General features: G+C 58.2%; 11 protein-coding genes and 1 tRNA gene. 9 read left to right on the top strand and 3 right to left on the bottom strand.

What is annotated here, in order from left to right; genetic code table 11:
* Window positions 1–215: 215 nt before the first annotated feature.
* Together QN399_RS16355 and QN399_RS16350 are read right to left on the bottom strand one after the other, a co-directional pair.
* Window positions 216–2,267, bottom strand: a complete 2,052-nt coding sequence (locus tag QN399_RS16355; RefSeq protein ID WP_330201269.1) for a phosphatase PAP2 family protein — start codon at window positions 2,265–2,267, stop codon at window positions 216–218.
* A gap of 266 nt (window positions 2,268–2,533) precedes the next feature.
* The gene (locus QN399_RS16350) at window positions 2,534–4,315 is read right to left on the bottom strand and encodes a sulfate permease (RefSeq protein ID WP_322179235.1); all 1,782 of its coding nucleotides are present in this window, start codon (window positions 4,313–4,315) and stop codon (window positions 2,534–2,536) included.
* 663 nt (window positions 4,316–4,978) lie between these two features.
* Here QN399_RS16350 and QN399_RS16345 point away from each other — a divergent pair.
* The 7 genes from QN399_RS16345 to otnI all read left to right on the top strand — a co-directional run bounded on the left by QN399_RS16345 (window position 4,979) and on the right by otnI (window position 12,638).
* Window positions 4,979–6,910: a C1 family peptidase gene (locus tag QN399_RS16345; RefSeq protein ID WP_330201268.1), complete on the top strand. Its 1,932-nt coding sequence runs from the start codon at window positions 4,979–4,981 to the stop codon at window positions 6,908–6,910.
* A gap of 275 nt (window positions 6,911–7,185) precedes the next feature.
* Window positions 7,186–7,308 carry a hypothetical protein gene (locus QN399_RS16340; RefSeq protein WP_322179237.1) on the top strand — a complete coding sequence of 41 codons (123 nt, stop codon included), beginning with the start codon at window positions 7,186–7,188 and terminating at the stop codon, window positions 7,306–7,308.
* 26 nt (window positions 7,309–7,334) lie between these two features.
* A complete protein-coding gene (gene ltnD / locus QN399_RS16335; RefSeq protein WP_322179238.1) occupies window positions 7,335–8,240 on the top strand; it encodes an L-threonate dehydrogenase in 906 nt (301 codons plus the stop codon).
* Window positions 8,241–8,250: 10 nt separating this feature from the next.
* Entirely contained in the window at window positions 8,251–9,543 is a 1,293-nt protein-coding gene (otnK, locus tag QN399_RS16330; protein WP_330201267.1) for a 3-oxo-tetronate kinase, read from the top strand.
* Window positions 9,540–10,178, top strand: coding sequence for an aldolase (locus QN399_RS16325; RefSeq protein WP_322179240.1), 639 nt, complete (start codon window positions 9,540–9,542; stop codon window positions 10,176–10,178). Before otnK ends, QN399_RS16325 begins: the two co-directional genes overlap by 4 nt.
* A gap of 195 nt (window positions 10,179–10,373) precedes the next feature.
* Complete coding sequence (locus tag QN399_RS16320; protein ID WP_330201266.1) at window positions 10,374–11,834, top strand: SLC13 family permease; 1,461 nt, start codon at window positions 10,374–10,376, stop codon at window positions 11,832–11,834.
* Between the two features lie 21 nt (window positions 11,835–11,855).
* Window positions 11,856–12,638: a 2-oxo-tetronate isomerase gene (gene otnI / locus QN399_RS16315; RefSeq protein ID WP_322179242.1), complete on the top strand. Its 783-nt coding sequence runs from the start codon at window positions 11,856–11,858 to the stop codon at window positions 12,636–12,638.
* Between the two features lie 11 nt (window positions 12,639–12,649).
* Here otnI and QN399_RS16310 read toward each other — a convergent pair whose 3' ends face one another.
* Window positions 12,650–13,468, bottom strand: a complete 819-nt coding sequence (locus QN399_RS16310) for a DeoR/GlpR family DNA-binding transcription regulator (protein ID WP_322179243.1) — start codon at window positions 13,466–13,468, stop codon at window positions 12,650–12,652.
* A 199-nt stretch (window positions 13,469–13,667) separates the two neighbouring features.
* Between QN399_RS16310 and QN399_RS16305 the strand changes: the two genes are divergently transcribed.
* Together QN399_RS16305 and QN399_RS16300 are read left to right on the top strand one after the other, a co-directional pair.
* Entirely contained in the window at window positions 13,668–14,567 is a 900-nt protein-coding gene (locus QN399_RS16305) for a polysaccharide deacetylase family protein (protein ID WP_330201265.1), read from the top strand.
* Between the two features lie 289 nt (window positions 14,568–14,856).
* A tRNA-Cys gene (locus QN399_RS16300) sits at window positions 14,857–14,930 on the top strand.
* The last annotated feature ends 114 nt before the right edge of the window (window positions 14,931–15,044 follow it).

Here is a 15,044-nt window from a genome sequence, read left to right as displayed (position 1 = left end):
CTCCTTATGGATAGTTCCCTTGTCGTCCGCTTGTAATACCGTTGGCGTCACTGTCAGTGACTCCCCGCAGGCTGGAGAGTGGCTGACCATAGTGCATGACCAGCGCCCGAGCACGGACCATGCTCCAGTAGTACGATTTAACGCCCCTGCGAGTACAGCTACCGTGCATGTCGCTCGGGAGGCGGCCGGGTGCAGATATACCCTGACAGTCACGCTCAGTCGGACATCGTTTTCTGTTTCTCACCGTGGCGCGCTAACAGGACCTGCCCATCCCAATCTGAATCTGCGGCTCCTTCGCTCCGGGGGATAAGTCGCCCTCCGTCAAGAGCGGCGGCTAGCGTGTTGCGCGGTGCATTCACATAGGACTGTGTCGACGTCAACGTGATGAGGGATAGTGGATGATAGAAACGCTCCTCCACAACTGAACCCATCCAGAGCGGTACGGTACGCCCGTTCGTGAGTTCGAAATCGACGACCCACATTCGAAGCACGAGGCGTGAACGGGTAAGTGCTCCATCACTATTTGGTCGAACGAGCGTCAGGCTGGGGAGGCGGCCACTCGCGAAAAGTGGAATAACCGGAAGGCCTGTTGGGTCGGCTGGGGCGGTAAGCCAGTTCAGGGCATCCACCGGTGTCCAGTCCGCCGAATTAAGCCATCCGTTGCGCTGCAGGGCATCTTGCAAATCCTTCAGGCCTCCGGCCCACTGGAACGTCAGCGGCTCATTCGTCTCGCCAGTGAGATCGATACGCCGTGCCGGCAGTTGCTGCCAACCCGACGCCCACCAATCGGTGGCAGCCATATACGGAGTTCCCACCTTGACGGCGTAGCGGTCGCTGTCGGTCGCATGACTGTTATAGATATTGAGTCCTCCGGTAAGAATCAGAGCTGAACATCCGGCCGCGAGTAGGCTTCTTGGCTCAAGGCGCCTGGCTTGGCGTCGCAGGTAGGACAGTCCGAGCAGCGCGAGCCACGCGGATCCGAATGCCAGTCCCCCGAGCACGTCGGAAAGCCAATGCGCACCAAGGTAGAGGCGTGAGAATGCAATCAGAAACACCAGGGTTGCCGCGCCGAGAGCAACCACGAGACCCCATGCCGGGCGGACCTCGCGCGCGATGAGAAATGCGAGGAAACCGTAGAGCACGACATTGACCGTGCTATGGCCACTGGGGAAGGAAAATGTGCTCCATCCAGAGTAGAGAAGCTCACCGGGTCGAGTTCGATGCAGCGCAACTTTTATGACAGTGTTAAGAACCGAAGCGCCGGCAATCGCAACCAGCCAATAGGCTGCTGTACGCCAGGCGCGTTGCCACATCAGCCACAGCAACACAATAATCGTGACCGCTATCACAACCTTGGTGTCTCCGAGCTCTGTAACAGCGATCATCACCGCATCGCCTGGCACTGTACGAAGATCCTGAAGAGCGTGGTATATCGCGCTGTCTGCGAGCAGCAAGGGGTCACCGGTGATGACATCCTCAAGGATGCCAAGGAAGAGCCAGGCTGCTCCGACGAGAAATACAGCCGACAACGCGAGAGTCCGTGCTTCGGGTCGTGAAGGATCAAGTAAATGGGTGAGACTGCGGCTCAGTCGGGTGTCGTGAGTGCCAGCCCAGCGCTGCAGCCGCCCTAGTGCGTCGATGAAGAAAGGGACGCCGCGACGCACCGTAAAACGTACGATATGCAGGAGCGCCCAGCCCATTGCGAGTAGAACGACCAGCAGGATCGAGAGCGGCTTTGCGGCTGCACCGAGAATACTGAACGTTGCACCGAGGAGCACACCGGACAGAATATGCGACGGAGCCCAAGCGAGCGCCGAGGCAACATTGACGGCATAGAACCGACTGACCGCCATTCCCATCATGCCTGCGAGGAGTGGAATGAAGGCGCGGACGCCCGGAACGAAGCGCGCTAGAAACACACTTTTGGCGCCGTGACGCGTAAAAAATGCCTCGCTGCGTTCAATCAGTTCAGGATGCCGGTTCAACGGCCAGAAACCAAGAATCTCGCGCTGGTATCGATGCCCGAGCCAGAAGGAAAGACCATCGCCTGCTATGGCGCCTAAACTGGCGGCGACCAGCAATGGCCAGAGCAATAACACGCCACTCGGCACCAAGGCACTGAGCGCAAGGATCACGGCTGTGCCTGGAACGACGGCACCGATAATAGGGACTGATTCGGAAAGCGCCAGAAGAAACACCGCCAAGTAGGCGACATGCGGATGCGCCGTCAGGAACTCGATGACCGATGAGACCAAGGACGTCATCATTCTTAGGCTGCCTGTAGAATGCCGGTGATGAAGCAACCAAGGTGCATATCTTCCCGATTGGCTGCGCAACCATTATGAAGCCGGTACCACGGCAGCGAAACTCCACGGCGAGTTTTTAAAGCGTACAAAATGCAGGGGCAACGTTGGTAAAACCAATAAATTGAGTGCAGTTGAGGTCACTAAGCCATCCATGCACCGGTTCCGACGCAGATCACATTCGCCAGAGGTGATCACCGGAAGGCTACGCTTCAGGATTGCCTCGTCGCTCAGCGATTCTCATCGTCCCAGTCCACCGGATGAGTCAACAGATAGCTGCTCACGGCGGCACCTACAGTCGGAAAAAACGCGTGCTCGCCAAGTCGTGCGAACAGCCCGAATCGCTTGAGCTTGTCCTTGACCGGGTCTTTCATTTCAGCAACGCACAACTCGATTTCAGCAGCGTGCAGGGTTTCGATCAATTCAGCCAGCATGTCGGCAGACGTCACGTCCACACTGGTGACCGGCTCCGCCGCAACGACCAACCAATACACGGGAGTAGGGGAGGCAGCCACCGCATCCAGCACTCGATCCTGGAACAGCTCGGCATTGGCGAAAAATAAGGGGGCGTCCCAGCGAAACAGAACCAGCCCTGGGATCAGGCGTGCGCCTGGATAGCGCTTGAGGTCATGGTAGCCCTGAACGCCCTTGACGCGTCCAAGAACCGCTGAATACGGACGCCAGCCATCCCACAGGAATTCGATGACGGCAATCACGATCGCAAGGCCAATGCCCTGAATCGCGCCGAACACGGCCACGCCAACCGTACAGACAATTGACAGCCAGAACTCCCAGCGCTGGATGCGATAAATTCGCTGCAGGTCGCTGATCTCGATCAAGCCAATGGCCGATGCAATCACCACAGCAGCCAATGCGCTGGTGGGTAGATGCTGCAGCATGTCTGGCGCCATCACCAGCAGCAAGGCCACGGCAAGCGCGCCGACGACGCCGGTCAGCTGGGATCTCGCCCCTGCCGCCTCGGCCACAGGCGTACGTGACGAACTGCTGGAGATGGGAAGGCCCTGAAAGAGTCCTGCGGCCAGGTTCGCGATGCCAAGCCCCACCATTTCCTGGTTCGGGTCGACATAGGTGCGGGTCCGCGCCGCATAGACACGCGAGAGTACGCTGGTGTCGGCGAACGAAATGAGGGCGACGGCGCAACCGCCGATCAGGACGGGGACGATATCGGTGGTTTTGATCCAGGGGATGGCGAACGCAGGCAGGCCTTGCGGAAGGGAGCCAAGGGTCAGCACGCCAGCGCGCGCGTCAAGGCCCAGCACGCCAACGACAACGGTCGCCCCTGCCACGGCGATCAGAATGCCAGGCAGGCGCTGGTTGCCCTTGAGCAGCAGGATTACTGCCAGTGTGACCGCACCGACCATGAACGTGGTCCAGTTGGTCTTTCCCTCCACCACCTCTGTGGCGATGGCCCACAGGTTTCTCAGCGGGCCGTCGGTTTCGATCGAAAAGCCAAAGAGTTTGGGCAGTTGGCTGATCAATACGGTCAGGGCTATTCCGTTCATATACCCGTAGCGGATTGGTTTGGAAAGAAGCTCGGTGACGAAGCCAAGACGCGCTACCCCGGCCAGGATGCATACCGTTCCCGACACGATTGCCATCATCCCCGCAAGGACGACCGCACGCTGTGGGTCGCCGCCGGAGAGTGGCAGGATGACGGCGAGGATGACTGCAACCAATGAGGAGTCTGGGCCCAGCACGAGTATCCGACTAGGCCCGAACAACGCGTAAGCGAGTAGCGGGACGATGGTCGCGTACAGGCCATAGATGCCGGGGAGGCCTGAAGCTTGCGCGTAGGCGATGCCGACAGGCACCAGCATTGTGGTCAGCACCAGTCCGGCCATGATGTCGTGCCGCAACCAGGCTATTTGGTATCCGCGCAGCGTGTTGAGCCCCGGGATCCAGCGACCCCAACCGGCCTGATCGCCCGCCTTCACTCGCAGTGCAATCCGCCCCGATTCCGGGAGGGGGGGCGAAGAATTAGAATCGCTCATAAAGCCGTGGCCCCCCAGGTGAGCAGCACTGATGCGTTGAAGTAAGGGCAATCGCGCTTTGAATTGCTGAAAAAAGCATAGCTGCTCGCGCAGCGTACGCTTCAAAGGCTTCGGTGAACATCTTGCGCGGGCAATGGAGGTCAAGCGTTGAATCGAGTTGTTTTCGATCAGCGCGACGCTCGCGATGGACGCATAACATTAAGCGTTGAAATCAGAAAGGTGTGTTGCCCGAACGGTTAAGTAGAGCCTCTGACTTGTTGCTTTTTGAGTGGTTTAAAGGGGCAGGAATCAGACCATCAATTGAGTTCAAGCTGTCCGCTAAAGGCGGCCCGCCACCGCATTGGCTATGCTTCGTCGAGATATCACACCTCGACGATTTCCCACATGGCTGGGGGGCGCAAAAGCGTCAGTAGTGCCAGTCGCAAATGCGGCAAAGGAGCACTCGAAATGGCATCTAGAACAGGTCGATCCAAAGGCAAAGAGGTCAGCAGTGCCGCTGAAGCACCAGCCACTGACGCTGCACAAAAAAAGGCGACAAAGAAGGTACAGAAAAGCGACGTCGGTAAAGCCACTCCAAAGTAAACCTCATCTGCTCGCACTTCCGGAGCGGCTCAGGTGCGCGTGTTGAATGTCAGGCCTGACGGGCTGGACTTCCGAGACAGCATGTATGTCCCCACCTTGGTGGAGGTTCCGATACGAAGGGAACTCAGCGACTACCAGAAGGCAGGTGTACCGATTCTGGACCAAGGGCGTGAGGGCGCCTGTACCGGATACGGTCTTGCGACAGTTGCGCACTATCTCTTTCGTACCCGTAAGTACAAATCTGACCAGACTCAGGTGAGCCCACAGATGTTCTACGACCTGGCCCGTCGCTACGATGAGTGGGCCGGTGTGGACTACGAAGGTTCAAGTTGCCGTGGCGCAATGAAGTGTTGGTACAAGCACGGCGTTTGTACGGCAGCGCAATGGCAGTCCAAAAGCAAGGTGCCGGCGCTGACCGAAAAACTTGCGCAAGAGGCGGCATTACGTCCGCTGGGCGCATATTTCCGTGTCAATCATACGGATATCGTGGCCATGCACGCTGCAATCGCCGAGGTCGGCGTGTTGTATGCTAGCGCCACTGTACATGCCGGATGGAGCGAGGTCAGTGCTGACGGCTATATCCAGCCGTCATCGGATATCCTCGGTGGCCATGCCTTCGCGATCGTGGCGTATGACCAGGACGGCTTCTGGGTTCAGAACTCCTGGGGGGAGGCTTGGGGCCTCGGAGGGTTCGGTCGCGTGCGTTATGACGACTGGCTCACTAACGGGTTGGATGTCTGGGTAGCGCGGCTTGGCGCCCCCATCAACGTGACAGCGGTGGCGCGTATTGCCAGCCCGACAATCGGTACTGCGGCGGTGTCTTCCAGTGAGACGCTCAGGGAAATTCGGCCGCATGTCATCAGCATCGGCAATGATGGCGCGCTCGACCCTCGCGGCGACATTGGCACCACGCTCGGCAGTGTGCGCGAAATTCTCGACGTGGACTTTCCACGAATCACCGAGAAGTGGAACAAAAAGCGCATCGTCGTCTATGCCCACGGCGGGCTCGTCAGCCAGGCCAGCGCGATTGAAACGGTCGCGGGCTATCGACAGACCCTGCTTGATGCAGAGTGCTATCCACTGGCATTTATCTGGAAAACCGACTATTGGACCACCCTGAGCAACATGCTGGCTGACGCAGCCCGGCGCCGGCGCCCCGAAGGCGTCCTGGACGCAACAAAGGACTTCATGCTCGATCGTTTGGACGATGCTCTGGAACCCATTGCGCGCCTGCTGACTGGCAAATCCGAGTGGGATGAAATGAAGAAAAACGCGCTGCTTGCCACCGTTAGTGCCGAGGGTGGTGCACGGGTGGTAGCCGAGGGGCTCGCGGTGCTTGCGAAACAGGGCGTAGACATCCATCTGGTGGGACACAGTGCCGGGAGCATTTTCCTCGCGCCGCTGGTGCAATACCTAGTGTCAAAGGGTGCCATGAATAGTGGTCCGATGGCAGGTAGCAAGGTGGACGGACTTGGAGCAACGGTTGCCAGTTGTCACCTGTGGGCGCCAGCCTGCACTGTGAAGCTGTTCCAAGAGACGTACCTGGAACCCATCCGTGATAAGCGCATTGGGCAGTTCGGCCTGTTTACCCTGACGGACCAGGCCGAACGCGATGACAATTGCGCGCATGTCTACAACAAGTCTCTCCTCTACCTGGTGTCCGATGCCTTCGAGGATCAGGTCCGCATCCCACTCATTCGTCCCGATGGTGAGCCGATTTTGGGCATGGAGAGTTTCATTCGAAGCGATCCGGCACTCAGCGGGCTGTTCCAGTCGGGAGCAAACGCTGATTGGGTGCGTGCGCCCAATGACCTGCCAAAGGGTAATCAAAGTGCCTCCCAGGCGCGGCATCATGGCGACTTCGACAATGATGAGGCCACCGTCCGGGCCACGCTGGCTCGCATACTGGGTCAGCGCCAAACGCCCCAGTCCATGGCTATTCCGCAATCAACTTCCGAGCTGGCGCAGCGCCGGCGGCAGGTGGACCGGGCCAGCACAATCGGACGCCGGTAGCTGTCCACAGGCCTCTTGTGCCAGCGCGATTTCAAGGTGTTGAGTCTGAGGATACGTCTGGGCGCGCTTCCACACATCAATCAACTCTTTGGCAGGGATGCCTCACTCCAGATGCGTTGAGTGCAGTGCGGAACCAATACTCACGCATCTGCATTTCAGGCCAGAGTGTTAATAAATGTTATTTTAAAAAATAACTTCACATAATCAGATCATTGATAGATTATCTGACTAGCCTTTACGACAACCTGAAAACAAGACAAAACAGGATTGCCTCGATGTTCGACAAGGACCCTATTCACGCGTTGAGCGACAGCATCGCGGGCAACGCTTACGCCCTCAATGCCCTGAATAATCTCTACAACGTGGCCTGCCGTCTGCGCCTTACTGGCGCGGAATAAGCCGCTGTTTCCCTTTGGAGTACCCCATGAATAACAAAAATGTCGGTGTGGTTGGTTTGGGCGCGATGGGCCTGGGCATTGCTCGTTCGTTGTTGCGTAGCGGTTTCAATGTGCATGCCTGTGATGTGCGCGCTTCAGTGACGGAGCAGTTTGCCAGCGAGGGCGGCGTAGCCTGCTCTTCGCCATCTCACATGGCCGCTGAGTGTGACGTGATCATTACCGTTGTGGTGAACGCTGACCAGACCGAGGCAGTATTGTTTGGAGAAGGAGGGGCCGTGGCCGCGCTGCGCCCTGGCAGTCTGGTGATCGGCTGTGCCACCGTGGCGCCGACCTATGCCGTGGATTTGGGACAGCGCCTGACTGAGAAGGGCCTGCTGTATCTGGATGCACCGATCTCCGGTGGGGCGGCCAAGGCTGCTGCGGGTGAGATGACCATGATGACCTCGGGCCCGGCGGATGCCTATGCCAAGGCCGAAGCGATTCTTCAGGGCATGGCCGGCAAAGTCTATCGCCTGGGTGACGTTCATGGTTTGGGCTCGAAGGTCAAGATCATCAACCAGCTCCTTGCCGGGGTGCATATCGCGGCCTCTGCCGAAGCCATGGCGTTGGGCTTGCGTGAAGGGGTCGATGCCGACGCACTTTACGAAGTGATCACCCACAGCGCTGGCAACTCCTGGATGTTCGAAAACCGCGTACCGCACATTCTCAAGGCCGACTACACGCCGTTGTCGGCGGTGGATATTTTCGTCAAGGACCTGGGCTTGGTGCTGGATACCGCGCGGGCCAGCAAATTCCCGCTGCCGCTGTCGGCCACCGCTCACCAGATGTTCATGCAGGCTTCCAGTGCGGGCTTTGGTCGTGAGGACGACTCGGCGGTGATCAAGATATTCCCGGGTATCGAGCTGCCGACAGCCAAGCCTGAGCCTGTTTGAGGAATGCACCATGAACACATTCACTGCACGGCCATTGCTGGGCTGTATCGCCGACGACTTCACGGGTGCCACGGACCTTGCCAACATGCTGGTACGCGGCGGTATGCGCACCGTACAAAGCATCGGTATTCCGAGTGCTGACGTCACTACCGGGCTAGACGCCGATGCGATCGTCATTGCCCTGAAATCACGCACCATTCCCGTCTCCGAAGCGGTCGAGCAATCCCTTGCGGCGCTGGCGTGGTTACGTGAGCAAGGCTGCGAGCAGATTTTCTTCAAGTACTGCTCGACGTTCGACTCCACCGCAGCCGGCAATATCGGCCAAGTCAGCGAAGCGCTGCTGGCCGCGCTGGACAGCGACTTTACCCTGGCCTGTCCGGCGTTCCCGGAAAATGGTCGGACCGTTTTTCGCGGTCATTTGTTTGTACAGGATCAGTTGCTCAGCGAGTCCGGCATGCAGCATCACCCGTTGACGCCGATGACCGATGCCAATCTGGTTCGGGTTCTGCAATCGCAGACCGGCCTGAATGTCGGCCTGTTGCGCTACGACACTGTCTCTCAAGGGGTCGACCAGGTGCGTGCGCGCATCGCCAAATTGCGGGCCCAAGGTATCGGCATGGCAATCGCCGATGCCTTGTCGGATAAGGATTTGTACACCCTGGGTGCCGCCTGCGCCGATCTGCCGTTGTTGACTGGCGGTTCGGGATTGGCGTTGGGCTTGCCCGAGAACTTCCGCCGCGCCGGCAAACTGCGTGACTTTGACGCCTCGAAGCTGCCGGCGGTGTTGGGCGGTGAAGTGGTATTGGCCGGTAGCGCCTCCGTGGCCACCAATGGTCAAGTGGCAGCCTGGCTCGAAGCCGGTCGGCCAGCCCTGCGGATTGACCCATTGGCTTTGGCAGCTGGCGAACCCGTAGTGTCCCAGGCATTGGCCTTCGCCCGGAACAACGAACAGACGGTATTGATCTACGCCACCAGTTCGCCGGAAGAGGTCAAAGTGGTGCAGCACCAACTGGGTGTCGAGCAGTCTGGCAGTCTGGTTGAGAACAGTTTCGGTGAAATTGCGCAGGGTTTGCGCCAGAGTGGCGTGCGCCGCTTTGTGATCGCAGGGGGAGAAACCTCGGGTGCCGTGGTTCAGGCGCTGGGTGTGCAGTTGCTGCAGATAGGCGCGCAGATTGATCCGGGTGTGCCGGCGACTGTCAGCAACACGGATGAACCACTGGCCCTGGCACTCAAATCGGGCAACTTCGGCAGCCGGGATTTCTTCAGCAAAGCCTTGACGCAACTGGCGGGAGGCGCGCAATGAGCAAGGAAAACGCATTGCGCGAAGAAATCTGCGAGGTTGGCCGTAGCCTTTATCAGCGCGGTTACACCGTCGGCAGCGCAGGCAATATCAGCGCCCGCCTGGAGGATGGCTGGTTGATAACGCCGACGGATGCCTGTCTTGGGCGCCTCGATCCAGCGACCATCGCCAAGGTCAATCTGGCTGGCGAATGGGTGTCCGGAGACAAACCTTCAAAGACTCTCGCGCTGCATCGCCAGGTCTACGACCGCAACCCGGGCGTCGGTGGCGTGGTGCATACCCACTCCACCCATTTGGTGGCGTTGACGCTGGCGGGTGTCTGGCATCCAGACGACATTTTGCCGCCCTTGACGCCATATCAGGTCATGAAAGTCGGGCACATCCCCTTGATTGGCTACCAGCGACCGGGCTCGCCGAAAGTCGCAGAGCAGGTCGCGCAGTTGGCCAATAGCGTTCGTGGCGTAATGCTCGAAAGGCTGGGTCCTGTGCTCTGGGAGAGTTCGGTATCCCGCGCAAGCTATGCCCTGGAAGAGCTTGAGGAAACTGCCCGGCTCTGGTTGATGAGCAATCCCAAGCCTGATCCGCTGGACCGGGCTGCGCTGGATGAGCTGCGAGAGATTTTTGGTGTGCACTGGTAGAACGCAGATTTAACACGGTAGATCGATAAAGCAGGCCCTGTCCCGGGGACTCGCAACGAGCCTCGAGGGCTCCGGCTGGCCTGACAAAACAATAACAATAACAATAGGAAATCCAAGCATGACTAACCTTCACTGCGGCATTTTCAGATTCAGTGGCAGAACCGTTTCGTTCACCCGGCGTGGGGGGCTTCTGAAATGAGCCCGCTATTCCTGATGATGACCGCCGGACTAGGGATAGCGCTGTTGTTATTCCTTGTGCTCAAGTACAAGTTCCAACCCTTCGTGGCGTTGATGCTGGTGAGCATTCTGGTGGCGTTGGTGGCCGGAGTGAAGCCGGCCGATCTGGTCGCTACCATCGAAGGCGGTATGGGCAAGACCCTGGGCCATATCGCGATCATCATTGCCTTGGGCGCGATGATTGGGCGGATCATTGAGCTTTCCGGCGGTGCCGAGGCGTTGGCCAAGACCCTGATCACGCGCTTCGGTAATCGACGTACGCCCCTGGCGCTGACGGTTGCCGGGTTTATGGTCGGGGTGCCGGTGTTCTTTGAAGTCGGCGTAATCATCTTGATGCCACTGGCCTATGGCGTTGCCCGCACTGCGCGTAAACCGCTGCTGGTGTTTGCGCTGCCGATGTGTGCGGCCTTGCTGACCGTCCATGCCTTCCTGCCGCCACATCCAGGCGCAGTTGCCGCTGCCAGCCAGTTGGGCGCCGATTTGGGTCGGGTGCTGATGTTCGGCCTGCCAATGACTGCGCTGCTGTGCTACATCGGTTATCGCGTAGCGGGGCGCATGACCCGTCGGGTGTACCCAATGACCGATGATATTCGTGCCGAAGTGTATGGTCCGCATGTCACCAACGAGGATCTGGCTGCTTGGTCCAATGGCAACGGCAAGAGCATTGAACGCGCCGCTGTGGCCGCGTCCCACATGGGCCTTGAAGAATCCACCAACAGCATTGTTTCCAAACTGCCACCAGCTCCACCACCAGGTTTCGGTTTGATTGTCAGTCTGATCTTGCTGCCGATTATTTTGATTTTGCTGGGTACGCTATCGACTTCGTTGCTCCCGCCCGAGTCGACCCTGCGCGGGATCATGACTGTGCTTGGCGCGCCGCTGGTGGCGCTGCTGCTGGACACTTTGTTGTGTGCCTGGCTGCTGGGATCGCGTCGTGGCTGGAGCCGCACTCAGGTGTCCGACGTGATCGGCTCGGCGTTGCCCGGTGTAGCGATGGTGATCTTGATTGCCGGTGCTGGCGGTGTATTCGGCAAGGTGCTGGTGGATACCGGCATCGGCGCAGTGGTCTCCGATATGTTACGCACCACCGGTCTGCCGGTGCTCGCTCTGGGCTTTCTACTGACCATGCTGTTGCGCGCGGTCCAGGGGTCGACCACGGTGGCCCTGGTGACCACTGCTGGTATCATCAGCCCACTGATTGCGACCCTCAATCTGACCCCGAACCACATGGCTCTGCTGTGCCTGGCCATGGGCGGTGGCGGGTTGGCAATGTCCCATATCAATGATGCCGGCTACTGGATTTTCACCAAACTGGCTGGGTTGAGTGTGGCCGACGGCCTGCGTACCTGGACCGTATTGACCACATTGCTCGGTACGCTGGGTTTCTGCATTACCTTGCTGATCTGGCCTTTGGTCTAACCCTCTATCCAAGGAGCTACCATGCCTCGTTTTGCTGCCAACCTCAGTATGCTCTACCCGGAACATGAGTTTCTGGATCGCTTCGCCGCTGCAGCCGCCGATGGTTTCGAAGCGGTGGAGTATCTGTTTCCCTACGATTACAGCGCTCAGGAACTCAAGCAGCGCTTGAGCGACAACGGCCTGGTGCAGGCGCTGTTTAATGCGCCGCCCGGCGATTGGGGGGCCGGCGAGCGGGGCACGGTGTCGTTGCCGGGCCGTGAAAGCGAATTTCGCAGTGGTTTTGATCGGGCGCTGGAATACGCCGCGGTGCTGGGTAACTCACAAATTCATGTCATGGCTGGCCTGCTGCCCTCCGAGAATGACCGGGCTCGGCATCACGCCATTTACCTGGAAAACCTGGCCTACGCGACCGCCCAGGCGGTCAAAGTCGGGGTCACGGTGTTGCTGGAGCCCATTAACACCCGAGACATGCCACGCTTTTTCCTTAACCGACAGGATCAGGCGCAAGCCATCTGCAAGGAAGTGGGCGCCAGTAACCTGAAGGTTCAGTTCGACTGTTACCACTGCCAGATTGTCGAAGGCGATTTGGCCAGCAAATTGCGACGGGATTTTAACGGTATTGGCCATATCCAGATCGCGGGCGTGCCGGACCGGCACGAGCCGGATCTGGGAGAGGTTAACTATCCCTATCTGTTCGAGTTGATCGATAAGTTGGGCTATGACGGTTGGGTAGGGTGCGAATACAGGCCGCGCGGCAACACGTCAGTCGGTTTGCAGTGGCTGCGGGACTGGAACGCTCGCTAACGCGCAAAGCCTTACACGCTGTCATCAGAAGGCAGCAGCAGTTCAACCCCCTGTTTGCGGATGCTGTCGGCTGCGGCAGGGGTCAGCGCGTCGTCACTGATGACAATGTCGAACTGCTCGATCCCGGCAATTTTGTACATGCTGAACGTGCCGTACTTCGAGCTGCTGGCCACCAGCACCACTTGCGAGGCCGATTGCATCGCGACTTGCTTGACCTCGACCTTCAGCGCCGAAGGCGTTGTGAGGCCGCGACGAAGATCCCACGAACTGGTCGATATGAAGGCGATATCGGTGACGATCTGGCGCAACGTGGCCACCGCCAAACCGCCTACGCATGAATGGTTGGAATGATCCAGCTGTCCGCCGGTATGAATGACGGTGACATGGAGCGCATCCATCAACGCCAGGACAATCCCGAAGTCGTTGGTCACCACGGTCATGCCGGACAGCGCCTTGATAAAAGGTACGATTTCCAGAGTGCTGGTTCCGGCATCCAAGTAAATCGTCATGTCGGGGTGCAGTAACCGTGCGGCCAGTTTTGCCATCGCCTGCTTCTGCGGCAATTCGACGACCGCTTTGAGTTGATGGCTAGGCTCGCTGTGCAACTGGCTGGCGATCCGCACGCCACCCGTGACCGAGTAAGCACGTCCTTCCTGTTCGAGCAGCGCGATATCGCGGCGTATGGTCATGTGCGAACAGTCGAACATTTCCATCAATTGATGAACACTCAGCACCTGATGCTTGCGTAACTGCCGTAGCATGAGCTCACGGCGCTGCTCAGGGATCATCGGTGCGCCGCTTTCGGCGGCGATGTCCTTTTGACTAGACATTCGAGCTCCAGAATGAAGAAAACCGCAGAAAAGAAGCGCGGAGCAAATATAGTAGCGAATCTACAGGCAAGGAACGACACGTTTGACTTTCCGAGCGAATGCGCCGGGATGCCAGTCATTTAATGGGCTTTGAATAACTTACCGCCATCTGTCTTCGCCCGACAGTCTTCACTGGCGTGGGACGCTCTAAGGTAGAAGCATGAAGCACATCGTCACCGTTTTATCAGCGCTTGCTATCGCTGTCGGCCTCCTTGGTTGTATCAGCGCCCCGATCGCAATGACGCCACAGACTGAGCAGCGTTTGCACGCACAAGCCCCTGTCCGTTTTTTGCTGACCTTTGATGACGGGCCAAGTGCGTCCAGTTTTTTTAATCCGACGCTCTCCGTTCTCGACGATCTTGCCCACAATCCAGTGCAGCCGGGCATCAAGGCAGTATTTTTTGTGCAGACCCGTGCGGCACGGGCGGGCGGCAGTGAATTGGGCCGAAAAATCATGCACCGTGAATATGACGAAGGTCACGTGCTGGGCTTCCATACCGCTACGCCGGGGCATACCAATCATCGTTCTCTCAGCCCGGAAGAGCTGGAACAGTCGCTAACGGAAGGCAGTGCAGACATCGCTGCGATCACCGGTGCACCACCCGTGTTGGTGCGCCCGCCATTCTGGAACTACGATAAGCGCACCTTCGCCGCTTACCAGCAGCATGGCATGCATGTGTTGCTGACCGATCTGAGCGCGAATGACGGCAAGATATGGGGCTACAATTTCAGCCTGCGCAGACGGTCCAGCATGCTGAGGCAGTTGTCCGAAGTACGCGAGCGGATTGCAGCAGGTGAGTTGCCAGCGGTCGATGGCGCTATTCCGGTGGTAGTGACGTTTCACGACCTCAATCGCTACACCGCTCGGCACGCGCAGGAATACCTGCAGATACTGATCGACAGTGCGCGCGAGACGGGTCTGACAACCGCAGCCAAGCCTTTTTACGATGATCGATCAGCGTTGCAGCATGCCGTCATGGCGCGCACCGTCAGGGACAGTTTTGAGCCTGTTCAGTTGCCTGGGTTCTGGAGCTGGTTTTGGGACAGTAATTCGCATTAGTTTCAGGGCGTTATGACGGTTGAAAAACGTCACACGCGTGATCGGCGCTTCACGCGGGAGATAACTGCTTTTTCAGCTGGCTGTCGAGAGCCAGCGGGAGCAGGGTATGGAATTATTTTCTGCCAGCGATTGACATGCTATTCGAACAAGTCCAGAATTGCGTCCATTCCTGATGTGGGAATGTAAAAAAACCTATAGATTTCAAAGGGTTGGAAGCTAGATTAGATTCAAGTTTTCAGCTCATGTGTGTATGCGTTCAATGTCAGCTGTATCGACGTTGTACGTTTGGGGCCGAGTAGCAAAATGGTTATGCTGCGGATTGCAAATCCGCCTACGCCGGTTCGATTCCGACCTCGGCCTCCATCATAAACAAGCTCCGTAGATCCATGATTTACGGAGCTTTTTTATTGGTTTCGCGCGCAATGTTTTGTTGCATTGACGGGACCAGTAAACTTGCTTCACCGGGTAGGGATGTAT

Origin of the sequence: Pseudomonas sp. 10C3 (assembly GCF_036346185.1) — a bacterium.
Classification (GTDB): domain Bacteria; phylum Pseudomonadota; class Gammaproteobacteria; order Pseudomonadales; family Pseudomonadaceae; genus Aquipseudomonas.
The sequence above is the reverse complement of the archived record's forward strand: the minus strand, read 5'-3'. Positions and strand labels throughout refer to the sequence as shown.

Bases quoted from the DNA above. Each gene is read 5' to 3' on its own strand.
- QN399_RS16305 (WP_330201265.1), top strand. From the start codon at position 13,668: ATGAAGCACATCGTCACCGTTTTATCAGCGCTTGCTATCGCTGTCGGC.
- QN399_RS16345 (WP_330201268.1), top strand. From the start codon at position 4,979: ATGTATGTCCCCACCTTGGTGGAGGTTCCGATACGAAGGGAACTCAGC.
- QN399_RS16340 (WP_322179237.1), top strand. From the start codon at position 7,186: ATGTTCGACAAGGACCCTATTCACGCGTTGAGCGACAGCATCGCGGGC.
- QN399_RS16310 (WP_322179243.1), bottom strand. From the start codon at position 13,468: ATGTCTAGTCAAAAGGACATCGCCGCCGAAAGCGGCGCACCGATGATC.
- QN399_RS16325 (WP_322179240.1), top strand. From the start codon at position 9,540: ATGAGCAAGGAAAACGCATTGCGCGAAGAAATCTGCGAGGTTGGCCGT.
- ltnD (WP_322179238.1), top strand. From the start codon at position 7,335: ATGAATAACAAAAATGTCGGTGTGGTTGGTTTGGGCGCGATGGGCCTG.
- QN399_RS16350 (WP_322179235.1), bottom strand. From the start codon at position 4,315: ATGAGCGATTCTAATTCTTCGCCCCCCCTCCCGGAATCGGGGCGGATT.
- otnK (WP_330201267.1), top strand. From the start codon at position 8,251: ATGAACACATTCACTGCACGGCCATTGCTGGGCTGTATCGCCGACGAC.
- QN399_RS16320 (WP_330201266.1), top strand. From the start codon at position 10,374: ATGAGCCCGCTATTCCTGATGATGACCGCCGGACTAGGGATAGCGCTG.
- QN399_RS16355 (WP_330201269.1), bottom strand. From the start codon at position 2,267: ATGATGACGTCCTTGGTCTCATCGGTCATCGAGTTCCTGACGGCGCAT.
- otnI (WP_322179242.1), top strand. From the start codon at position 11,856: ATGCCTCGTTTTGCTGCCAACCTCAGTATGCTCTACCCGGAACATGAG.